The following is a 23088-nucleotide window of genomic DNA, read 5'->3' as shown; positions in this document are numbered from 1 at the left end:
CTTCAGGGCGGGGAGGACGTCAATGACGAGGTAGGCGGCACTGCGTCCGAGCGGCACCCGCACGATCGGGCCGTGTTCGCGGCGCAGCCGGGTGAGCAGGCCGAGCGGATCGGTCAGGAACTCGACAGCGGTACGTACCGGCCGCCCGGCCGCCCGGTCGGCCCTGGTGGGCTCTGGTGGGCTCTGGCGCGGTGGCGGCGGGCTCGCAACGGTGACCGCGTCCCCGGCCGGGGCGACCGGCACGTTCTCCGATGCGCCGTCGACGGAGCTGGCCTTGGCGGGGCTGGCCTGGACGGATGCCATCGTCTACCTCCGGTCCACTGGGTGGGTTCTGATCGTGAACTGTCGCGGCCGAGTGTGGCTGTACCTTGAGAAGAAGATGTGAAATAGCTGTGAGCACAATCTCCGCCCCGCGGCGGCCAGGTTCTTGACACGGTGACAACCGGAATCCGTCGACCCAGGCGAATGCATCGAGGGCTACGCGTGCCAGAACCGGGCGGGCCAGAACCGGGTGTCACGGGGCCATCCCGGCGACGACACGCGCAATGACTCCGGTCATAGTGGCGGCGCGGTGCGTGGAAACCGTTTACGCTAGTGGGGAGAGGTTGACGGCGACCCCCCCACGCCGTCAGCCTCTCGTCAGACTGGCCGAGGTATGCGTGGTCACGGGCATCTGTACGCCGGTACGCTGGGCGTGGGTGGTGGTGCTGGTGCTGGCTCAGGCCGCTCCAGCGGGCCCGAACTCAGGTTCCGGATGCGTCGGGAGGCCGCGCCAGTGACGTACCAGCCAGGTCGACCCGTTCGAACCCGGTACCCCGGTCGCACATCGGAAACGGGCAGTTCGTGGATATGACGTCGACCACGCCGGAGGGTGTCTCGCTGGAGGCCCAGGCCGGCGTCGGTAGCCCGGACGGCTTCCGACGGCTGTATACGCCGCACCGGATGGCCTATATCAAGGGCGAGGACAGACCGACCGGCGAAAGCTGCCCGTTCTGCATCATCCCGTCCATGTCGGACGAGGAGGGGCTGGTCGTCGCTCGGGGCGAGGTCGTCTATGCCGTTCTCAACCTCTACCCGTACAACTCCGGGCACCTGATGATCGTCCCGTATCGTCACATCCCCGACTACGCCGATCTCATGGACGCCGAGACCACGGAGATGGCCCTGTTCACCCAGCATGCGCTGCGGGCTCTGCGGCGGGCCAGCGGCGCGCACGGTTTCAACGTCGGGATGAACCTCGGTACCGTGGCGGGCGCTGGGATCGCCGAACACGTCCACCAGCACGTCGTGCCACGCTGGGGCGGTGACACCAACTTCATGCCGGTGGTCGGCGGCACCAGGGTGCTGCCCGCACTCCTCGGCCAGACCCGCGACCTGACCGCCGCGGCCTGGAAGGAGACGGACTAACATCCACACCGCTGTCCCTGGGGATGCGCCAAGCGTTACTCGGCTGTCCGAGCGGTGAGATACGTGGCGGCGAGGTGTTCAGGTAGCGGCTCGTACCGCACGTGGCTGCGGGAGAACGTGCCAGTGCCCTGGGTCAGCGAACGGATGTCAACGGCATATCTGAGCATTTCTGTTTCCGGTACCTCAGCTCTGATCACCGTCCGATTCCTGCCGCCAGGGTCTGCGGGCACCGTTGCGCCGACGGGCTCGATCCCGACGACCCGTCCACGTCGTGCCGCCAGGTCGCTGGTGACCGGGCCGACATGCGCGTCGGGGGTGAGCACGCAGACGGCGAGCACCGGTTCGAGCAGGACGATCCCGGCGGACCGAGCCGCGTTTTTCAACGCCAGCGCACCCGCGGCCTGGAAAGCGACGTCGGAGGAGTCCACGGAGTGCGCCTTGCCGTCCACCAGGCGAACCCGGATGTCGACAAGCGGGAAGCCGGCGGCGACCCCGAGGTCGAACTGGCGCCACACGCCCTTTTCCACCGACGGGATGAACTGACGCGGGACCGCACCGCCGACGACCTCGTCGCGGAATTCCCGTCCGAATCCCGGCGGTAGCGGTTCCACTTCGATATGACAGATTGCATACTGGCCATGGCCACCGGACTGCTTGACGTGCCGGCCTGTTCCCCGGGCCGGTCCGCGTAGCGTCTCCCGCATGGGCACCTGTACCGGCACCCGATCGACATCCACGCCGTACCGGTTCCCGAGCCGCTCGATGATCACATCGCTGTGTGCCTCGCCCATGCACCACAGGACGAGCTGACCAGTCTCACCGCTGTGTTCGACAGTCACGCTCGGGTCCTCTGCGGTGAGACGGGCAAGCGCGGTCGACAATTTGTCCTCGGCGCTCTTCGTCCGTGCGCGGATCGCCACCGGCAGCTGTGGCTCGGGCATGCTCCAGGCCTCGAGCATGATGGGACCGTCCGGGCTCGACAGCGTGTCCCCGGCCTCCGCTGTCATGATCTTGGATACGGTGCAGATGTCGCCGGCCCGGCACATCTCGACGGTCTGCTGCATCGCCCGGCCCAGTGGCCGGGAGATCGTGCCGATCTTCGCGTCCTCGTCGTGGTCGGGGTGGCCCCGGTCGGCCCGGCCGTGTCCGGCGACATGAACCGGCGTGTCCGGGCGCAGCGTCCCGGAGAACACCCGGATGAGGCAGATGCGTCCGACATAGGGATCGGTCGTGGTCTTGATGACCTCGGCGGCCAGCGGACCGTCGGGGTCGCCTGACGGCAGCGGACACGGCGATCCGTCCGGTCGGCTGGTGGCTGGTAGCGGATGTTCGAACGGGGACGGGAACGCCCGCGCGAAGAGGTCCAACAGCTCTGTCACGCCCAACGTGTCGGTTCCGTTCCCGACGGTTGCCACGACCGGATGGAAACGGCCGCGGGCGACCGCGGTCTCCAGATCGTCGAGCAGCAGTTTCGTCGACAGTCTCTCACCGGCGAGGTAACGGTCCAGCAGGGACTCGTCCTCGCTCTCGGCGATGATCCCTTCGATCAGGGCGTCGCGGGCCGCGGCAACCGCCCCCGGCCCGCCGTGCTGGCTCGCCGGACCACTCTCGGCCGGTGCCAACAGGTCGACCAGCCGGTATCGCTGCTCACCGGGCCCGGGTTCGTCAGGCCGCGGGCGGCCGACTGGCAGGTACAGCGGGAGCACGCCCGCCCCGAACACCTCCTGGCAGACGGTGAGGGTCGAGGCGAAGTCGGCCTGAGGGCGATCGAGCTTGGTGATCGCGATTGCGCGGGGCGTTGCGGCGGCGGCGCATTCGTCCCAGAGCAGCCGGGTGAAGCCGTCGACTCCGTCGAGGGCGCTGACCACGAACAGGGCCGCGTCGGCACCGCGCAGGCCGGCGCGCAGGTCCCCGATGAAATCAGCGAGCCCCGGTGTATCGAGAAGGTTGATCCGCAATCCCCGGTGCATCGTGGACAGCGCAGTGAGGTTGAGCGTGCGCTGCCGGCTCTCGGTGTCGTCATGTTCGGCATGTCGGGCATTGGCGGCACGGCCGTGCGCAGCCTCACCGCCGTCCGCTGTGGCCAGCAGGCACTCGGCCAGGGTGGTCTTACCCGCTCCGGTGTGGCCGACCAGGACGATGTTGCGCACGTCGGCGCCGCGTTGGTGATCGGGACGGACCTCGCATGGTGCTGACTTCACCCGCGCCTCCCCGCAGTGACATGGCCACTGGGTGAATGGGTACGGTGAGAAACCAGTGGACGGCTGCCGGACGGATTACTGAGCCCTCAGGGAAGGTGAGCCCCGCAGGGAAGGTGAGCCCTGCAGGGAACGCGAGCCCCTTGGGAACAGATTCCTCCTTGACGGGCGTGTGAACAACCCGTGTCAGCCGAATGATGTGGCGGTTGCCGATCGTGCCGGCAGTACTGTGAACGAGCAGTGCGGGACGTACGGGACGGGACGGGACATGCTCGCTAGCAAGGCGCGACCGCAGATCCAGCACGTGCTCGATCCTCTGGGTGAGCGGTTGGCCCGGTCGCGGGTGTCACCGGATGCCGTGACCATCGTGGGCACCATCGGCGTGGTCGGTGGGGCGCTGGGCTTCTTCACCCGCGGGGTCTTCTTCGCCGGCGCTGTCGTCATCACACTGTTCGCCGTCTCCGACCTCATCGACGGACTCATCGCCCGCGCTCGCGGGATCTCCTCGCCGTGGGGTGCGTTTCTGGACTCCACCTCCGACCGGGTCGGTGACGGCGCCATCTTCGGCTCGTTGATCATTTGGTACGCCGGTGACGGTGATTCGTTGCCGCTGTGTGTGGCCGCCCTGATCTGCCTGACGGCTGGTTCGATCATCTCGTATGTCAAGGCTCGGGCGGAAGGGCTGGGATTTCACTGTGACGTCGGCTTCGCCGAACGCGGTGAGCGGCTTCTGGTCGTTCTGGTCGCCGCGGGTCTCTACGGACTGGGCGTGCCGTATCTGCTACCGGCCGCGCTGTGGTTTCTCGCCGCGGCCACGGTGTTGACGGTGGCGCAGCGGATCGTCCATGTCCATCGGCAGTACCTGGGGCGAGGCCAGGGCGCTGCCGGGCGGGCGGCCCGGCCGCCGGTCGAACCGCCCGCGGCAACGCGGGTCCACTGACGGGGCCGGCCGGCGTTGACGACTGCGCGTGCCCGGATGACGGACCTGGCCTATGCGACGGGCTGGCGGGTCGTGCGTGTCCTGCCCGAGCGTGTCGCCGCGCGGGTGTTCACCGCGGCGGCCGATGCGGCCGTGCGCAGGGACGGCCGCGGAGTCCGTCGGTTGCGCGCAAACCTGGCGCGAACAGTCCCACCCGACACCGACCTCGACGATCTCACGCGAGCTGCCATGCGGTCCTACGCCCGCTACTGGCTGGAGGTCTTCCGGCTGCAGGACATGCCGCGCGAACGGATCATCAAGGGCATGCGCATGGTGGCGGAACCGCGGCTACGGGCGGCACTGGCGTCCGGCCGCGGCACCATCGCGGCGCTGCCGCACATGGGAAACTGGGAGCATGCCGGCGCGTGGCTCGCCGCGAACGGGGAACCGTTCACGACAGTTGCCGAACGGGTGGAACCGGCATCCCTGTTCGACCGGTTCATACGGTTCCGCTCCGCGCTCGGCATGGAGGTCATCGCGCTCACCGGTGGTGAGCGGCCACCCTTTGACCTGTTGGCGGATCGCCTGCTCGCCGGCGGCACGGTGTGCCTGCTGGCCGACCGTGACCTGTCCGCGGACGGGGTGCCGGTCACCTTCTTCGGAGCGACGGCCACGATGCCGCCGGGGCCGGCCGCGCTCGCGCTGCGGACCGGGGCGACGTTGCTGCCTGCCACGCTGTGGTTCGATCCGGACGGCTGGGGTGTGCGCATTCACCCGGCTGTGCCGCATACCGACGTAGCGCAGATGACCCAGGCGCTGGCAGACGCCTTCGCCGAGGGAATCGCGGCCTACCCCGCGGACTGGCACATGCTCCAACGCATCTGGCGGGACGAGCCGGCGACCGCCGCTGCGGCTGAGCCGGCTGAGCCGGCTGAGCCCGTTGAGCCCGTTGAGCCCGTTGAGCCCGCATCCTGCCCGCCGCCGGCCGGAGTGGAAACATGAAGATCGGGCTGGCCTGCCCTTACACCTGGGACGTGCCCGGAGGGGTTCAGGTCCATGTGCGCGACCTCGCCGAGACTCTCATCGGGCTGGGTCACGACGTTTCGGTGATCACGCCGGTCAACGATGAGACAACCCTCCCGCCCTATGCCGTGGACGCGGGCCACGCGGTGCCGGTGCCCTACAACGGCTCGGTCGCCAGGCTGCTGATGGGGCCGGTGTCAGCCGCCCGTGTGCGCAGGTGGTTGCGGGAGAACGACTTCGACGTGTTGCACGTGCACGAGCCCACAGCGCCCAGCGTCAGCCTGCTCACCTGCATGCTTGCCGATGGTCCCATCGTCGCCACCTTCCACACGTCCAACCCGCGTTCGAAGATCCTGACGGCTGCGCACGGCGCATTGCAGCCGTCGATGGAGAAGGTCCGGGCCCGGATCGCGGTGTCCGAGGCGGCGAGGCGAACGATCGTCGAACATCTCGGCGTGGACGCGATCCTTATTCCCAACGGCGTGGCGGTGGGCACCTTCCGGGACGCCACACCGCTGCCCACGCGCCCACCGGGCGGTGCGACCGTGGTCTTCCTGGGGCGTATCGACGAGCCCCGCAAAGGTCTGGACGTGCTGCTGGCGGCCTTGCCGACGCTGGTGGCGCGGTGCGAGCGGGCGCGACTGCTGGTCGCCGGCCCGGGCGACGGCGAGGCGGTGCTCGACCGGGTGGAGCCGGGTCTGCGGGACCGGGTTCACCTGCTCGGTCTGGTCTCCGACGCGGACAAACCGCGGGTGTTCCATTCGGGGGAGATCTATTGCGCGCCGAACACGGGGCAGGAGAGCTTCGGCATCGTCCTGCTGGAGGCGATGGCCGCCGGCGCGCCGGTTGTGGCCAGCGATATCGACGCCTTCCGTCGCGTCCTCGACGACGGCCACGCCGGCCGACTGTTCCCGGTCGGGGATGCGGCGGGGCTTGCCCATGCGCTTGCCGGGCTGCTGGCCGATCCGGGCGAGCGTGGCCGCCTCAGCGATCGGGGCCGGGCGGTGGTAACCGCCTATGACTGGCCGAGGATCGCGAAAAGTATCGTCGGAGTGTACGAGATGGTCGCCGGCGACGCGCCGGTATCGGTAGCGGTGGGTTCCCAGCAGAAGGCGATCCGTCATTCTGCTTGATCGGAGTCAATCCCCTGGCGCGGCCTCACCCGGTGTTGACTACGCTGCGCGAGGTGCCCCTAGTTGTCCTCACGGTCGCGGTCATCGTTCTGATCGCCACGTACCTCACCTGGCTCGCGAGCCGTCTCGACCGCCTCGCGGTGCGGGTCACCGACGCCCGCACGGGACTGACCGCCCAGCTGGCGCTGCGCGTGGCCGCGGCCGGGGAACTCGTCCGACAGTGCGAACTGGCGGAGCTGGGCGAGGCGGTGGCGCGGGCGCGGGCGGCGCATGCGGCTCTCGCTGCTGACGGTCCGCTGGACAACGACGCCGAAGCGGTGGAGAACAACCTCAGCCGGGCGTTGCGGTCAGCGCAGGTCGCGGCGACAGCCGATCGCGCGCCTGACGCCCTGCACGCGGTGGACGTCGCCGCGGCGAGGGTGGCCCTTGCCCGCCAGCTGCACAATGACGCGGTCCGTGATGTCCGGGCGTTGCGAAGCAGGCGGGTCGTCCGGATACTGCGCTTGTCCGGGCGCAGACCGTTGCCCGCCTACTTCGAGATCGACGACGCCCTCCCGGTGCGCAGTGGCGGAGACGGGAAGATCGACGGCGATGCTGACGAGCACAAGCCCGACGGTGGTACCTTGAATGGTGATATGACCGGATTAGCCCCATGATGCCCTTTCTGTAATGCGGCGTGCGGCATGCCGTCGCGACCACTCGTCTCCGACCGCCCGTGTGCCTATCCGGGTGCCCGGGTGGGATTCAGGTGGTACTTCGGCCGTACGATGAGGCGTCCCCCGTCCGGTGCGAATGCGCGCATCCGCTGGTGGCCCGGGAGGTCGAAGTCCGGTTTGTCGACGTTCGCGTGGGCAGGGACACCTGCTCTCGACGGATCCGTGTAAAGAGAGGCGAGTCATGTCCGATGGCCTGACCGCACCCGAGCCTGCGCAGCCCGACGACGGGCCCGTACGGGTGGCCGAGCCTCCCCGCTCCGCCGGTACCCAGGTGGGGACGGCCCGGGTCAAGCGGGGCATGGCGGAGATGCTCAAAGGCGGAGTGATCATGGATGTGGTCACCGCCGACCAGGCGAGGATCGCCGAGGATGCCGGGGCGGTCGCGGTGATGGCCCTGGAGCGGGTGCCGGCCGACATTCGTGCCCAGGGCGGGGTGGCTCGCATGAGCGCCCCGGAGATGATCGAGGAGATCATCGAGGCGGTGTCGATCCCGGTCATGGCCAAGGCGCGTATCGGCCACTTCGTCGAGGCCCAGGTGCTCCAGCAGCTGGGGGTCGACTACGTCGACGAGTCCGAGGTCCTCACCCCCGCCGACCCGCACCACCACATCGACAAGTGGCGGTTCACCGTCCCGTTCGTCTGCGGCGCGACCAACCTGGGTGAGGCGCTGCGTCGCATCGGCGAGGGTGCGGCGATGATCCGGTCGAAGGGTGAGGCGGGTACCGGCGAGGTGTCCAACGCCGTCGTGCACATGCGCACGATCAGAGCGGAGATCGCCCGCCTGTCGGTGCTGGACCCCAGCGAGCTGTTCGCCGCGGCCAAGGATCTGCGCGCCCCTTACGAGCTCGTGGCCGAGGTCGCGAGCCTGGGGCGCCTGCCGCTCGTCCTGTTCACCGCGGGTGGCATCGCCACGCCCGCGGACGCGGCACTGATGATGCAGCTGGGCGCCGACGGCGTGTTCGTCGGCTCGGGCATCTTCAAGTCCGGTGATCCGGCGCGGCGTGCGCGGGCGATCGTCGAAGCCACCACCATGTACAACCACGCCGACGTCCTGGTGAAGGTCTCGCGTGGTCTCGGGGAGGCGATGGTCGGCATCAGCACCGGCGAGCTGGAGCCCGCGGCCAGGTTCGCCGATCGCGGCTGGTGAGCGACCTCGGCATGATCGCTCCGGCAGCGCGGCCGGCGCGGGTGGCGCGGGTGGGCGTGCTGGCACTGCAGGGCGACGTCCGCGAGCATGTCCGGGCGCTGCGCGCGGTCGGCGCCGACCCGATGGAGCTCCGGCGCGTGTCCGATCTGGAAGCGGTGGACGGGCTGGTCCTGCCCGGTGGGGAGTCCACCACGATCGGGCGGCTGCTGCGCGTGTTCGATTGGCTGGAACCCCTGCGTGCGGCGATCACGGACGGGCTGCCGGTGTTCGGATCCTGTGCGGGCATGATTCTGCTGGCCCGCGAGGTCCTGGACGCCGCACCCGGCCAACCGCTGCTCGCAGGCTTGGATGTCGTCGTGCGGCGCAACGCGTTCGGCCGCCAGGTGGACTCGTTCGAGGCGGATATCGATCTCGTCGGTGTCGCCGGCGGCCCGGTTCGAGCGGTCTTCATCCGGGCACCGTGGGTGGAGAAGGTCGGGGACGAGGTTGAGGTTCTGGGCCGGGTTGGTGACAGAATTGTCGCGGTCCGCCAGGACAATCTGCTGGCAACGGCATTCCACCCGGAGCTGACCGGTGACATCCGGATACACCGGATGTTCGTCGACGTTGTCATAGGCAATCGTGGAAGGCAGGGGTCGGTACAGGTGAGGGGCAGGGCATGAGCGGTCACTCCAAGTGGGCGACCACGAAGCACAAGAAGGCAGTCGTCGATGCGCGTCGTGGCAAGCTGTTCGCAAAACTGATCAAGTCGGTCGAGGTGGCGGCGAAGACCGGTGGTGGGGACCCGGCCGGAAACCCGACCTTGGCGGATGCCATTGCCAAGGCCAAGTCGCAGTCGGTGCCGAACGACAACATCGACCGGGCCGTCAAGCGGGGCTCGGGGGAGCTCGCCGGCGGCGTCAACTACGAGGAGATCACCTACGAAGCGTACGGGCCCAGCGGTGTGGCCGTCCTGGTCGAGTGCCTCACCGACAACCGCAACCGGGCCGCCTCCGACGTCCGGGTCGCGATCACCCGAAACGGTGGTACCGTCGCGGACCCCGGTTCGGTCTCGTACCTGTTCAACCGCAAGGGCGTCGTCCTGGTCCCCAAAACGCCCGGTCTGAGCGAGGATGACGTCCTGGCCGCCGTTCTTGACGCCGGCGTTGAGGAGGTCAACGACCTGGGTGACGCCTTCGAGGTCGTGTCCGAGGCGACGGACCTCAATGCGGTGCGGGTCGCCGCGCTGGGCGCCGCGCTCGCGGTTTCGGCCGCGGACCTGTCGTGGCTGCCGAGCGTCAGCGTGCCGTTGGACGAGGAATCCGCCCGCAAGGTCCTCAAACTCGTCGAGGCGGTGGAAGATCTCGACGATGTCCAAAATGTCTGGTTTAATGCTGACATCTCGGATGAGATCATGGAGTTGGTCTCGGCCTGACGGGTTTTCCTCGCCGGCTACCAGTCACCCCTCGCGCCTCACTCCTCGCGCATCGCAACGCGCGGGTGTCAGGTGCGACCTGGCGTTTCGAGAGTCGAACGGACGTTCGCGCGTGTCGCGACCGTGGCGAACCGTCACGGGGCCACAATGGTCGACGGTAGCTGAAGTCAGGATTCAGAACGGCTGGTCCGCGGACCAGCCAGCGGGAGGGCGCTGGTGCTGGTGCTCGGTGTCGATCCGGGGCTCACGCGCTGCGGTCTCGGTGTGGTTGACGGCGGCCCCGGCCGGAACGCCTCGCTGGTTGCGGTCGGTGTGCTGCGCACGCCGGCCACCGACGACGTCGCAGCCCGGCTGTGGGCACTTGAGCAGGGCCTGGATGAATGGATCGGCCGGCACAACCCCGATGCGGTCGCGGTCGAGCGGGTTTTCAGCCAGGCCAACGTCCGGACGGTCATGGGTACCGCGCAGGCCGGGGCGGTGGCCATCGTCGCGGCGGCCCGGCGGGGCCTACCGGTGGCGCTGTACACGCCCAGCGAGGTGAAGGCCGCGGTCAGCGGTAGCGGCCGGGCGGACAAGGCCCAGGTGGCGTTCATGGTGAGCCGCCTGCTGAGGTTGCCTGATCCGCCGCGTCCGGCCGATGCGGCGGACGCCCTGGCGCTGGCCCTGTGCCACCTGTGGCGTGGCCCGGCGCTGGCCAGGATGGCGGCTGCGGTCCACGGTGGCCAGGCTGTCCGGAAGGAGACCGGTCGATGATCGCTTCTGTTTCGGGCACGGTCGCAGCCTTGTCACCCGAAGCAGCCGTCGTCGAGGTCGGTGGGGTCGGGCTGCTCGTGCAGTGCACCCCCGCGACGCTGTCACGGCTGCGGGTAGGCCAGGATGCACGCCTGGCCACCACCCTGGTCGTCCGGGAGACCGAGCTCACTCTCTACGGGTTCGCCGATGCCGACGAACGTGACGTCTTCGAAACCCTGCAGAGCGCGTCCGGGGTCGGTCCCCGGCTCGCCCAGGCCGTCCTCGGCGTGCACAGCCCCGACGGCGTGCGCCGCGCGGTCGCGGCTGAGGATCTGGCCGCTCTGACCAAGGTGCCCGGCATCGGCCGCAAGGGTGCGCAGCGCATCGTCCTCGATCTCAAGGACCGCCTCGCAGCGCCGATGTCGGTGCCCGTGGCCCAGGGTGGGAACGCCGACGCGGACAACGGTGCCGACGCGAACAGCGATGCCGGCGTGGGCGGCGGTCCGTCGGCGGTGCCAGACAGACCCCGGGTCGCCGTTGCCGAACAGGTTCGTCTCGCGCTGCTCGGGCTTGGCTACACCGCGCGTGAGGCCGAGGACGCGCTGACCACAGTGCGCGCCAGTGACAACGGCCTGGGTGACGCTGGCGCTGTCGGTGACGATCAGGCGCCGGACACGGTAGCTCTGCTGCTGCGCCGGACGCTGGCCGCCCTGCGGCCCCGGTGATGCAGCCCGTGGATGCCGAGGGTCTGGTCTCGCCGGTGGCTGAGCCGGAGGAGCAGGCGTTCGAGGCCGGTCTGCGGCCGGGGAGCCTGGCGGAGTTCATCGGCCAGCAGAAGGTCCGCGAGCAACTTACGATCATGTTGGAAGGGGCGCGGGCCCGCGCCCGTCCGCCCGACCACGTCCTGTTGTCCGGGCCACCTGGGTTGGGCAAGACCAGCCTGGCGATGATCATCGCACGGGAGCTGTCGGTCCCGTTGCGGATGACCAGCGGTCCGGCGGTCGAACGCGCGGGAGATCTCGTCGCGATCCTCACCGCGCTCGCTCCGGGCGACGTGCTGTTCCTGGACGAGATCCACCGGATCGCCCGCCCCGCGGAGGAACTGCTCTACGCCGCGATGGAGGACTTCCGGGTCGACGTGGTGCTCGGCAAGGGCCCCGGCGCGACCGCGATCCCGCTGGACCTCGCTCCGTTCACCCTGGTTGGCGCGACCACCCGGTCAGGTCTTCTCACCGGCCCGCTGCGTGATCGGTTCGGGTTCACCGCACACATGGACTTCTACGATCCCGATGAGCTGACCAGTGTGCTGACCCGCTCGGCCGGGTTGCTGGGGGTACGTCTCACCGGCGACGGCGCCACCGAGGTTGCCGGGCGGTCGCGTGGGACGCCGCGGATCGCCAACCGGCTGCTGCGCCGGGTTCGTGACTACGCCGAGGTGCGGGCGGACGGAATCGTCACGCGCGAGGTCGCCCGGGCCGCCCTGCGCGTCTATGATGTAGACGCGCTCGGCTTGGACCGGCTCGACCGGGCTGTGTTGGAGGCGCTGGTGCGCCGCTTCGGCGGCGGTCCGGTGGGCCTGACGACTCTGGCGGTCGCTGTGGGGGAGGAACCCGACACGGTCGAGGAGGTCGCCGAGCCGTTCCTGGTCCGTGCGGGTCTGTTGGCCCGGACCCCCCGCGGGCGGATCGCCACCCCTGCCGCGTTCACCCATCTCGGCCTTGATCCCCTTGATGATGCCCTGGGACGTTCTCAGGTCCCGCGGTAAGAGTGCCCGGCAACAGGGGCGTGGATGAAGGAGCGGGGCTGGGGTACGTAGATCGCGAGACGGAGGAGGGAGGCACCGGAGGTTGTGGGTGTCGACCGACGGAGCCGGGGTACCCCGTGCATCGCGCAGCGATGGATGGGGAGCGATGCGGCGAGGTGCGTGCCCGAGCCCCGCGACGCCGCGTCCCCTGTTGCCGGGCGCGCTAAGAGCGCCCTGGCGGGCCGAAGGCGATGCGATCGTGGTTCTGTCGCAGCGCCGGCGGCTGAAGTCCCCGGGTGACTGGCGGGCCGAAGGCGATGCGATCGTGGTTCTGTCGCAGCGCCGGCGGCTGAAGTCCCCGGGTCGCTGGGGGGCCTGCGCGTCACGAGCCCGCGGTCGGTACGTAGCATCGGCCGCACTACATGGGAGGACGTGGACGTGCAGGCAATGGTGGTCGCCGAGACGGCGGCCCAGAATGGTGGCGGTAGCGGGATCGGCGGTTTTCTGCCGCTGATCCTGATTGTGGTGGTTGTCTTCTTCTTTATGTCGACCCAGCGGCGCCGCCAGCGGGCGCAGCAGCAGACGCTGGCCTCGCTTGTTCCGGGCACCCTGGTGGTGACCACGGCCGGGCTCTACGCGACGGTGGTCGAGGTCGACGAGGGTGACGTGCTACTGGAGGTCGCGCCGGACGTCGTGTGCCGGTTTGCTCGCACGGCGATCGCCAGGGTTGTCTCCGCGTCGGACGACGAGGCGTCGGACGACGACGCGCCGGACGATGCCGAGGCGGTCGAGGGCTACTCGGATCACGACGTCGCGCCGGGTGATGCCGGGGTTGACGACCACGGTTCGGCCAACTCGCACATCGACATGACAAAGACGGACGTAACCAAGAGTGACGTGACCAAGACGGACGTGACCAAGACGGACGTGACCAAGAGCGACTCTCCCGGGAACGGAAAGACGTCGGGGAAGTCGGATGCGCCCGGTGGGTAGTGCGGTCCGCTGATGCGACATCATCCGAACGGGCCGGACAGACGGTCGGAAACGGGCTCCAGGACGGGCCTGCCTGAACGGGGTACAGGAACGCATCCAGCTTGACAGTCGTTCCGATACTTTGGGCGCGGCTGACACTGTTGTCTCGGCCGGTGTTGTCCTGGCCAACCGCAGGCGGAGCGAACATGGTCCGCTGTGCGTTTCCGGCGGTACTGCCGGATCTGAGGCCGCCTGCGGTGGGCCGATTGCTCCATCAGACGGGCGACGTGAGCACTGACGAAGGCACTGACGAAGGCACCGACGTAAGCAGCTAGGTAAGCACTGACGTAAGCACTGGAACAGACAGTGAAATGAGCGCACCGGCGCGTGACGAAGGGACATCCGTTGGCACAAGGGTCAGGGCCACGGCGTAAGGCCACGCGCCCCGCCTGGTCCCGGATCGGGGTCCTTTCCGGCCTTCTGGTGTTGCTCTACGGGGTCATGGCCCTGACGGGTACCTGGACGCCGAAGCTCGGGCTCGACCTGCAGGGCGGCACCAGCGTGATTCTCACGCCCAGGTCGACCGAAGCGGGCAGGGGTGTGGACAGCGGGGCGGTCGACAAGGCTGTCGACATCATCCGTGAGCGTGTCAACGGTCTTGGCGTCGCTGAGGCCGAGGTCAAGCGGAATAACACGCAGATCGAGATCGCGGTCCCCGGCCGCGGACGCAATGATGTTGTTGCGCTGGTGGGCCAGACGGCGGAACTGCGTTTCCGCCAGGTCGCCACGTCGGCGCCCGCGGCTGCGGCGCCTGCACCGGCGCCGACATCGGCCCCAGCTCCGGGTCAGACCCCAGCTGTGGGTCAGAATGGTTCGCCGACACCGGCTCCCGGCGCAACCTCATCCGGAGGTCCGGCCGCCACGTCGCCTTCCGGGACGTCGGGGGCCACTGCGAAGCCGTCTGCGTCCACAACCACTCGATCGGATGTCGTGAGTAGCGGCCTGCTCGCGCAGGCGGCTACCACGCAGGCGGGCACGACCCAGGCGCCTACCACGCAGGCTGCCACGACGGGCTCGCCGGCGCCCGCCGCGCCGTCCTCGCCGCCAGCGGCGACGGATCAGGCCGCTGCGGCCGCCGCCGGTGCCACGCCACCGGCGGCGGTCATCAGCGCGTTCGAGGCACTGACCTGCGCCCCGTCGGATGCACACCGCCGGACCGCGAGCACCGAGAAGCCGTCCGAGTGGGTTGCCGCCTGCGATCGCGCGGGCGCGACCAAATACCTGCTCATGCCCGCCGAGGTGGTGGGAACCGACGTGAAATCGGCTACGGCGGGACTGGCCAGTTCCGGCGGTAGCACGTCTGTGAGTACCGGCCAGTGGGTCGTCAACGTCAGCTTTACCGGCAGCGGGCAGGCGAAGTTCACCAAGTTGACCGAGGAGACGATCGGCAAGCAGGTGGCGATCGTTCTCGACGGCGTGGTTCAGTCCGCGCCGAGCACCAATGACCGCATCGCCGGGGACGCACAGATATCGGGGTCGTTCACCCAGTCCAGCGCTCAGGATCTTGCCAATGTGCTGCGCTATGGTGCGCTGCCGCTGGCATTCGAGCAGTCCAGCGCCGAGTCGGTATCCCCGACCTTGGGCAAGGATTCACTCAAGGCCGGCCTGTTGGCGGGTGCCATCGGTCTGCTGCTGGTCGTCCTGTACTCGTTCCTGTACTACCGGGCCCTCGGGATTGTGGTGATCAGCTCGCTGGCGGTGAGCGGCCTGCTTATCTACGCCGCTGTGGTGCTGCTCGGCCGGTGGATCGGATTCACCTTGACCCTGGCCGGTATCGCCGGTCTGATCGTCTCCATCGGCCTCACCGCGGACTCCTTCGTCGTCTATTTCGAGCGCATCAAGGACGAGGTCCGCGCCCGCCGCAGCGTGCGCGCGGCAGTCGACCGGGCGTGGCCGTCAGCCCGGCGGACCATGTTGTCCGCGGACACGGTCTCCTTCCTCGCCGCCGCGGTGCTGTACGTTCTCTCGGTCGGGTCCGTCCGGGGATTCGCGTTCACGCTTGGGCTGTCAACGCTGATCGACATTCTGATCATGTTCATCTTCACCAAACCGGTTGTCTCCCTGCTCGTCCGCATGCCGTTGTTCGCGACCAGCCGATTCTCCGGCCTCACGGTCTCAGCGGTCGGCGCGAGGGAGACCCCCGGTACCGGCCGTGACAGGCCGCCAGCACCGGCACGCCTGACAAAGAGCGGGCGGTCCTCGGTCGCCCAGGGCAAGGCGGATGCGCGTCCAGCCGATCCGCGATCGTCCGATTCACAGTCATCACGGTCGCGTCCGGCCGGCGCGGGACAGGAGGAGTAGAGGTGTCCTGGGCCAGGAGGCTCTACCGCAGCGAGTTCGAGGTCGACTTCGTCGGCCGGCGTAAGGTCTGGTATCTCGTCTCCGCCGTGGTCCTGACGATCTGTATCGCCAGTATGGCGATCCGGGGTTTCTCGCTCGGGATCGACTTCAAGGGCGGTGCGCTGTTCCAGTTTCCCGCCGGCGGCCGGCCGGTCGCGGAGGCGCAGGCTGCACTGTCCGCGGCCGGTGTCAACCCCGCCGACGCCGTGGTTCAGGAGCTGGAGACCTCGCACCAGATACGGGTGCAGACCCCGTCGTTGACCGACGTGCAGACCGCGCAACTCCAGACCGCCATCGAGCAACGGTTCGCCGTCGCCGATACGGCCATCGACATCTCGACGGTCGGTGCGTCCTGGGGGTCGACCATCACCAACAAGGCGCTGCAGGGGCTCGCGGTGTTCCTGGTGTTGGTGATGATCTATCTATCCATCAGGTTCGAGTGGAAGATGGCGGTCGCCGCCATGGCGTCGCTCGTCCACGACCTGGTCGTCACCATGGGCATCTACTCGCTGGTGGGTTTCCAGGTCACTCCCGCCACGGTGATCGCTTTGCTGACCATCCTGGGCTTCTCCCTCTACGACACGGTCGTGGTCTTCGACCGGGTCCGGGAGAACACCGCCGGGATGGGCACGACCAGCCGGCGCACCTATGCCGAGGCCACCAATGACTCGTTGAACCAGACGTTGATGCGTTCGCTCAACACATCCTTCATCGCGCTGGTACCGGTCGGTTCGCTGCTCTTCGTCGGTGCCGGGCTGTTGGGTGCCGGTACGCTTGAAGATCTTGCTCTCGCCCAGTTCGTCGGCATCGCATCGGGTGCCTATTCGTCGCTGTTCGTCGCGACGCCGCTGTTGGTGGATCTGAAGAAGAACGAGCCGGCGGTCCGGGCACTGGATGCGCGGGTGGCCCGGTCCCGGGCGGCGGCCCTGCGCGAGTCGACCAAAGGGCCCCGGGTCGCCACGGGGGTGGGGACCATGCCTGCGCCTGACCCCGATGTGCAGACAGGGGACAGCGGGGTGGACATCGGTGCGACGCGGGGTGCGACCGGCGCTGACGATTTCTTCGACGACGAACGTGAGAAACCTCTCGGCAACCGTGAACCTGCCGTGGCCGGGGCCCGATCCGGCCGGCCCGGGGCGGCGCGCCGGCCGACGCAGGCGCGGCGTTCTGGCCGCAAAGGCCGTCCAGGCGGTAAAAAGCGGCGGTGACGACCACCGAACCAACCCCGATGACCGCGGCGACCTCCACCTCCACCTCCACCGGCGTCCCAGGCCGTGCCGCGGATGTGCTGCGTGCCCACGTTCGAGACGTTCCCGACTTTCCCAAGCCCGGAGTGATCTTCAAGGACATCACGCCTCTGCTGATGACACCGGCGGCCTTCGCGGTGGTCATCGACGCGCTTGCCGAGACTGCCGACGGCCACGGTGCCACCGTCGTGGCGGCCATCGAGGCGCGCGGTTTCCTGCTGGCGGCTCCGGTTGCCTACCGTCTCGGTGTCGGTGTTGTTCCCGTTCGCAAGCAGGGCAAGCTTCCCGGTGCGACGATCAGCAGGTCCTACGATCTGGAGTACGGCACCGCTACGCTGGAGGTCCAGACCGACGCCTTCAGGCCCGGTGACCGGGTGCTGCTCGTCGACGATGTCCTTGCCACCGGTGGCACCGCGCTCGCCACCGCCGAGCTGGTACGCCAGTCCGGCGCCGAGGTTGTCGGGCTCGCCGTGCTGATGGAGATCATGTTCCTGCTCGGACGCGATCGCCTGGCGCCCCTCGCGATCTCGTCGATCATGGAGGTGTGACGGATCGGGCGGCCTCGTGGCGATTCGATCACGTCAGCTCTGATCCGTAGGCCCAGTGACCTACATGTGATCCAGCTGTGTCTGTCTGGGGTTGCGGATGGAGAGCGACCGACGCAGCGTTAGCCTGCAAGGGTTGGCCGAAGGGGGTGCGATCGTGGTTTGTCGCACCACCGGCGGCCGGGTGAATTGCTAGGTGAAGCAGGAGTGGCTTGTGCCCGAGGCAGCACCGGTGGTGACCGGAGTGTCCGAGCCTGGCGTGACGATCGTTGACGAATCGTCGTCGGCAGGCGAGTACGGCGCGCCTGGCGCCGGGGAGGTCGACCACGGGGAGCCCGACCCCGGCGAGGGTTCGCCGGTGGTGCCGCGCCTGGGGCACGAGTCGCCGCCGCTGCCCCGTCGGGTCCGGGGCCGGTTCTCCAAACTGGCGTCGCATCGCGCACCCTCGCCGTCGCTGTTGGATCCGGTACTGCGGGGGCTGCTGGCCAACCATCCCCGCGCCGATGTCGGCCCCGTGTACCGGGCGTTCGAGACCGCGGCAGGGGTGCATACGGGCCAGGTGCGTCTGTCCGGGCATCCCTATGTGACCCATCCCGTAGCTGTCGCGAGCATCCTTGCCGATCTCGGCATGGACACCCCGACGCTGTGCGCCGCGCTCCTGCATGGCACCGTGGGCGACGCTCACATGACCCTCGAGGGCATCCGGGACGAGTTCGGCGACCACGTCGCGGATGTTCTCGACGCGGTGATGAAGCTCCACCGGGTGAAGGTCGGTGAGGGCGCCCAGGCCGAGACGATCCGTCGCATGGTGGTCGCGATGGCCCGTGACCCGCGGGCGCTGGTGATCAAGCTCGCCGCCCGTCTGCACAACATGCGGACCCTGCGGTTCCTGCCCGAGCACAAACAGGAACGTAAGGCTCGCGAGACTCTGGAGATCTACGCCCCTCTCGCTCACCGGTTGGGGATGAACTCGCTCAAGTGGGAGCTGGAGGATCTCGCTTTCGCGACCCTCTACCCGAAGCGTTACGACGAGATCGTCCGCCTGGTGGCCGAGCGCGCGCCGAGCCGGGACACCTACATCACCGGTGTGGTCTCCGCGGTGGTGGCCCATCTCGGTGAAGCTAAGATCAAGTCTGTCGTCACCGGTCGTCCCAAGCACTATTATTCGATCTACCAGAAGATGGTGGTGCGCGGCCGGTCGTTCGACGACATCTACGACCTGGTCGGAATCCGGGTGTTGGTTGACTCCGTCCGCGACTGTTACGCGTCCCTGGGTACGCTCCACGCGAACTGGAAGCCGATTCCGGGTCGGTTCAAGGATTACATCGCGATGCCCAAGTTCAACATGTACCAGTCGCTGCACACGACGGTGATCGGGCCCGACGGCAAGCCCGTGGAGCTGCAGATCCGCACCCACGCGATGCACAACCGGGCTGAGTACGGGATCGCGGCGCACTGGAAGTACAAGGAGGACGGGGTCGCGGCCCAGCCGTCAGGCACGGCGAAGGCGCGGGCGTTCGGGCTTGCCGACGGCGGGTCGAAGGCGGGCGGCCGGTCCCGTCGGGGTGGCTCCGGCCACGATCAGACCGCCTGGCTGCGCCAGATCCTCGACTGGCAGCGGGAGACCGCGCAACCCGGCGAGTTTCTCGACAGCCTGCGGTTCGACCTGTTCACCGATGAGGTCTTCGTCTTCACCCCCAAGGGTGACGTGATCGCATTGCCGGAAGGGTCGACCCCGGTCGACTTCGCCTACGCCGTCCACACCGACGTCGGCAACCAGTGCGTGGGCGCAAGGGTCAACAGCAGGCTCGCCGCTCTTGACACTCCGCTCGACAACGGGGACAGCGTCGAGATTTTCACCTCACGCGCACATGCGGCCGGGCCGAGCGAGGACTGGCTGACCTTCGTCCGGTCGTCTCGGGCCCGCACGAAGATCCGCCAGTGGCACGCCCGGGAGCGACGCGAGGACGCCGTCGTCGCCGGCCGGGACGCCATCGCTCGGATGATGCGTCGCCACGGTCTCCCGCTCACCCGCTTGATGAACGGCGACGTGCTGCCCAGCCTGGCCAAGGACATGCGGTACCCCGACGTTTCCGCGCTGTATGCCGCGATCGGTGAGAATCATGTCAGCGCGCAGAACGTGGTCGCCCGGCTGGTGTCCGCGCTCGGTGGACCCGAGGGCGCGGCCGAGGACGTCGCCGAGACCGCCCTGCCGACCCGGGCGCTGCGGCGGTCGGTGGGCGATCCGGGGGTAATCGTCACCGGCTCGCAGGACGTGTGGGCGAAGCTCGCCCGCTGTTGCATGCCGATGCCAGGGGACGCGATCACAGGTTTCGTCACACGGGGTAAGGGCGTGTCCGTGCATCGCCACGACTGCCAGAACCTGGCGATCCTGCGTGCGGCGCCGCACGACCGGACCATTGCGGTCGAATGGGCCGCATCCTCGGGTTCGGTGTTCCTTGTCGTCATCCAGGTCGAGGCGCTGGATCGTGTCCGTCTACTGTCCGACGTGACCCGGGTGCTGACCAACCACCACGTCAACATCCTGTCCGCGTCGGTGACGACTACAAAGGACCAGATTGCGATCAGCCGCTTCACCTTCGAGATGGGGGACGCAAAGCACCTGGGACACATCCAGGATGCGGTGCGATCGATCGAGGGCGTGCACGACTGCTATCGGGTCACCTCGGGCGTGCGGTGCTGATCATGATTGCATCATCCGGCTATGCGGCGGTTCCCGCCGGTGGGAACCGATTGTTCCGCGTACGACATCGATGTTGCCGCGGCAGACGGTCGTCGTCCGCCGCGGTATGGCTCGCCGGCCAGCTGCGCGCTGAGATCTGGTAAAGGGGGGGCGCTGTGGACGCCGAGATCGTAGGTGCCGGTATGCAGGGCGCGGCGTTGCCCGCGCGGATGGAACGGGCTGGCGGGGGCTGGCCGGCCGGAGAAGCTGACGGTGCCGGCGGGGGAGAGGAAACCTCGCGTACGCTTGCCGCCGCCCGGCTGGCCACTGCCCGCTTGGCCCATCTGGGCCGCTGGATGGCGGCGGTCCGCAGCACGCCGCCGGTGCCGCCGGAGCTGCGCGAAGTGGCCGATGCGCACTGTCTGCATCATCCCAAGGCCGACATCGGCCTCATCGTCCACGCATACGACGTCGCGAACCGGCAGCATGCCGGTCAGGAGAGACACAGCGGCGACCCGTACATCACCCACCCGCTCGCGGTCACCGAGATTCTCGCCGAACTCGGGGTGGATACCACCACGATCGTCGGGGCATTGCTGCACGACACCGTCGAGGACACCCCCTACACGCTGGAGGCCGCCGCCGCGGACTTCGGCCTTGAGGTCGCCAACATCGTCGATGGGGTGACCAAGCTCGACAAGATGCGTTTCGGCGACGCGGCCGAGGCCGAGGCGGAGACCCTGCGGAAACTGATCGTCGCCCTTGCCAAGGACTATCGGGTTCTTGTCATCAAGATTGCCGATCGTCTCCACAACATGCGGACTCTCGGCTTCAAGTCGGCGCCCAAGCAGGCGCGCATCGCCCGGGTGACCCTCGAGATCCTCGCGCCCCTGGCGCATCGGCTCGGCGTGAGTGTGATCAAAAGGGAGTTGGAGGACCGTTCGTTCGCAGTCCTGTATCCCGGCGAGTACCGGCGGATACAGGAGATGGTCGACGACTTCAGCGCCGCGGAGCGCGCCTCCGGCCAGGTTGCCGCTATCGTCGCCGCGCTGCAGGGCGGTCTTGAGGATGCTCGCATCAACGCCCGGGTCTCGGTCAGGACGAGCCACCTCTTCTCGATCTACAAGCGGGCGCAGGAGCGCGGCTTCCAGGCGCGTGACTACAACGACATCGCCCGTGTGCTGATCCTCGTAGATTCTGTCACTGACTGCTATGAGACGCTCGGGGAAGTGCACGCCATGTGGCGCCCGGCGCCCGGGCGGCTACGCGACTTCGTGGCCACCCCCAAGTTCAACATGTACCAGTCCCTGCACACGACGGTCGTGGACTCGGCGGGCAAGCCCGTCGACATCCAGATTCGTACCGACGCCATGCACCGTCTCGCGGAAACCGGGATCATCGCGCGGCCGGTCGGGCCGTCCGCGGACGGCGCCCGCCTGGAAGGTCTGGCATGGCTGCACAGCCTCCTCGACTGGGAGGGTGAAGCAAAGGATCCGGGTGAGTTCATCGAGTCGCTGTCGGCGGATCTCGACTCGGACGAGGTCCTCATCTTCACGCCCAAGGGCAGGATCATCGCCCTACCCGCGAGGTCGACGCCGGTTGATCTGGCCTACGCCGTCCACACCGAACTCGGCCACCGTGCCATCGGTGCTCGCGTCAACGGCAGGTTGGTTCCGCTGCACACCCGCTTGCGTAACGGTGACGTCGTGGAAATCCTGCGGTCCGGCCTGCCGGGCGCCGGTCCGTCCGAGGACTGGTTGGATTTCGTCAAGACGTCCCGCGCCAGAGTGAAGATCCGTCGCAGGACGACGAAGCAGCGGCGGGACGCCGACACGATCTCTCCTGCCACCGGGCCTGACACCACCGCGCCTGACACCACCGGGCCTGACATCACCGGGCCTGACACCACCGATCCCGGCGGACTGGCGGCGGGCGCCATAGTGCCCACGGAGGGTCTCGTGGTGCCTATGGAGGGTCTCGTGGTGCCTATGGAGGGCCTCATGGTGTCTGCGGAGGGTCTCGTGGTGCCGGCCGCGGCTCATCTGATCGAATCCCAACCGGCGGGATCCGCTGCTTCTGATGCCGCTTCTGCGACCGGGGCTGCGGCCGCGGCGGCACCGGGCGGTGCGGACCTGGCCGACTCGACCGTTCTGGCCGACTCGACCGTTCTGGCCGACTCGACCGTTCTGGCCGACTCGACCGTTCTGGACAACGAGGTCGGCCCGGCGCACCGGCCCGATCCCGGCGGGGATCGAGCCCACCGGCCCTCGGCGCGGCCCGCGGTGTCGCAGCCGCAGCTGCCGCGGGGTCGCGTTCGTTCGCAGACCTGGGCGGGGTTGGCCGCGGTTGACGGCCGGCCGGACGTCCCGGTACGTCTTGCGCGCTGCTGTCTGCCCCTGCCGGGGGATGACGTGGTCGGCTTCACCACCACGCACAGCCCGGCGGTCTCGGTACACCGGCAGGAATGCGCGAACGCGGCGGACGTCCGTGGGGATCGGCGCCGGGTCGCGGTGACCTCCTGGATTCCCACCACGACGGCGACCTTCCCCGCCGAGATCGCGGTCGAGGCATTTGACCGGTATGGCCTGCTTGCGGACATCACCGAAATGCTGTCGGACGCGTCGGCCGCCGTGCGGTCCGCGTCCACCATCACAGCCGAGGACAGGGTGGCCCGGGCCCGATTCACCGTCGAGGTCGCCGGGCCGGCGCAGTTGGACGTGGTCCTCGCAGCCGTACGGACGGTGGGTGGCGTGTATGACTGCTACCGCACCGGCGGAGTTCGAGCCGATCCCTGCGCTTAGAGCGCCC

18 protein-coding genes and 1 pseudogene are annotated in these 23088 nt (G+C 68.6%); 17 read left to right on the top strand and 2 right to left on the bottom strand.

Annotation, left to right across the window (positions count from 1 at the left end; translation table 11 throughout):
• Positions 1-303, bottom strand: a pseudogene (locus U9979_RS13665) (hypothetical protein); the annotation flags it as partial.
• A 546-nt stretch (positions 304-849) separates the two neighbouring features.
• On the opposite strand from U9979_RS13665, the gene U9979_RS13660 reads away from it, so the two are divergent.
• Positions 850-1407, top strand: coding sequence for an HIT domain-containing protein (locus U9979_RS13660; protein ID WP_322756142.1), 558 nt, complete (start codon positions 850-852; stop codon positions 1405-1407).
• A gap of 35 nt (positions 1408-1442) precedes the next feature.
• On the opposite strand, the gene U9979_RS13655 is transcribed toward U9979_RS13660, so the two are convergent.
• On the bottom strand, positions 1443-3608 hold the full coding sequence (locus U9979_RS13655) for an elongation factor G-like protein EF-G2 (protein WP_322779663.1): 2166 nt from the start codon (positions 3606-3608) through the stop codon (positions 1443-1445).
• A 265-nt stretch (positions 3609-3873) separates the two neighbouring features.
• Between U9979_RS13655 and pgsA the strand changes: the two genes are divergently transcribed.
• The 16 genes from pgsA (at position 3874) to U9979_RS13575 (ending at position 23081) form a co-directional block, all read left to right on the top strand.
• Positions 3874-4545, top strand: a complete 672-nt coding sequence (gene pgsA / locus U9979_RS13650; protein WP_322779662.1) for a phosphatidylinositol phosphate synthase — start codon at positions 3874-3876, stop codon at positions 4543-4545.
• A gap of 36 nt (positions 4546-4581) precedes the next feature.
• On the top strand, positions 4582-5526 hold the full coding sequence (locus U9979_RS13645) for a phosphatidylinositol mannoside acyltransferase (RefSeq protein WP_416220145.1): 945 nt from the start codon (positions 4582-4584) through the stop codon (positions 5524-5526).
• The gene (locus tag U9979_RS13640) at positions 5523-6680 is read left to right on the top strand and encodes a glycosyltransferase family 4 protein (protein WP_322779660.1); all 1158 of its coding nucleotides are present in this window, start codon (positions 5523-5525) and stop codon (positions 6678-6680) included. The genes U9979_RS13645 and U9979_RS13640 overlap by 4 nt, the downstream gene beginning before the upstream one ends.
• 53 nt (positions 6681-6733) lie before the next feature.
• Positions 6734-7336 (top strand): hypothetical protein, encoded by a 603-nt coding sequence (locus U9979_RS13635; RefSeq protein ID WP_322779659.1) that lies wholly within the window; start codon positions 6734-6736, stop codon positions 7334-7336.
• Positions 7337-7577: 241 nt separating this feature from the next.
• A complete protein-coding gene (gene pdxS / locus U9979_RS13630; protein WP_322779658.1) occupies positions 7578-8543 on the top strand; it encodes a pyridoxal 5'-phosphate synthase lyase subunit PdxS in 966 nt (321 codons plus the stop codon).
• A gap of 11 nt (positions 8544-8554) precedes the next feature.
• Positions 8555-9205, top strand: a complete 651-nt coding sequence (gene pdxT / locus U9979_RS13625; RefSeq protein ID WP_322779668.1) for a pyridoxal 5'-phosphate synthase glutaminase subunit PdxT — start codon at positions 8555-8557, stop codon at positions 9203-9205.
• Positions 9202-9957: a YebC/PmpR family DNA-binding transcriptional regulator gene (locus tag U9979_RS13620; RefSeq protein ID WP_322779657.1), complete on the top strand. Its 756-nt coding sequence runs from the start codon at positions 9202-9204 to the stop codon at positions 9955-9957. The genes pdxT and U9979_RS13620 overlap by 4 nt, the downstream gene beginning before the upstream one ends.
• A 216-nt stretch (positions 9958-10173) precedes the next feature.
• Positions 10174-10710, top strand: coding sequence for a crossover junction endodeoxyribonuclease RuvC (gene ruvC / locus U9979_RS13615; protein ID WP_322756133.1), 537 nt, complete (start codon positions 10174-10176; stop codon positions 10708-10710).
• Positions 10707-11414, top strand: a complete 708-nt coding sequence (gene ruvA / locus U9979_RS13610; RefSeq protein WP_322779656.1) for a Holliday junction branch migration protein RuvA — start codon at positions 10707-10709, stop codon at positions 11412-11414. Before ruvC ends, ruvA begins: the two co-directional genes overlap by 4 nt.
• A gap of 8 nt (positions 11415-11422) precedes the next feature.
• Positions 11423-12454: a Holliday junction branch migration DNA helicase RuvB gene (gene ruvB, locus U9979_RS13605; RefSeq protein ID WP_322750930.1), complete on the top strand. Its 1032-nt coding sequence runs from the start codon at positions 11423-11425 to the stop codon at positions 12452-12454.
• A gap of 426 nt (positions 12455-12880) precedes the next feature.
• Positions 12881-13426, top strand: coding sequence for a preprotein translocase subunit YajC (gene yajC, locus U9979_RS13600; protein ID WP_322779667.1), 546 nt, complete (start codon positions 12881-12883; stop codon positions 13424-13426).
• A 480-nt stretch (positions 13427-13906) separates the two neighbouring features.
• A complete protein-coding gene (gene secD / locus U9979_RS13595) occupies positions 13907-15766 on the top strand; it encodes a protein translocase subunit SecD (RefSeq protein ID WP_322779666.1) in 1860 nt (619 codons plus the stop codon).
• 2 nt (positions 15767-15768) lie between these two features.
• Positions 15769-17013 carry a protein translocase subunit SecF gene (gene secF / locus U9979_RS13590; protein ID WP_322779655.1) on the top strand — a complete coding sequence of 415 codons (1245 nt, stop codon included), beginning with the start codon at positions 15769-15771 and terminating at the stop codon, positions 17011-17013.
• Positions 17014-17033: 20 nt separating this feature from the next.
• Positions 17034-17600 carry an adenine phosphoribosyltransferase gene (locus U9979_RS13585; protein ID WP_322779665.1) on the top strand — a complete coding sequence of 189 codons (567 nt, stop codon included), beginning with the start codon at positions 17034-17036 and terminating at the stop codon, positions 17598-17600.
• Between the two features lie 211 nt (positions 17601-17811).
• Positions 17812-20301 carry a bifunctional (p)ppGpp synthetase/guanosine-3',5'-bis(diphosphate) 3'-pyrophosphohydrolase gene (locus U9979_RS13580; RefSeq protein WP_322779654.1) on the top strand — a complete coding sequence of 830 codons (2490 nt, stop codon included), beginning with the start codon at positions 17812-17814 and terminating at the stop codon, positions 20299-20301.
• A gap of 155 nt (positions 20302-20456) precedes the next feature.
• Positions 20457-23081, top strand: a complete 2625-nt coding sequence (locus U9979_RS13575) for a RelA/SpoT family protein (RefSeq protein ID WP_416220137.1) — start codon at positions 20457-20459, stop codon at positions 23079-23081.
• Positions 23082-23088 lie beyond the last annotated feature (7 nt).

It is taken from the genome of Protofrankia sp. Cas4 (genome assembly GCF_963555915.1).
Lineage (GTDB): Bacteria > Actinomycetota > Actinomycetes > Frankiales > Frankiaceae > Protofrankia.
This window is presented reverse-complemented; position numbering and strand designations above follow the sequence as displayed.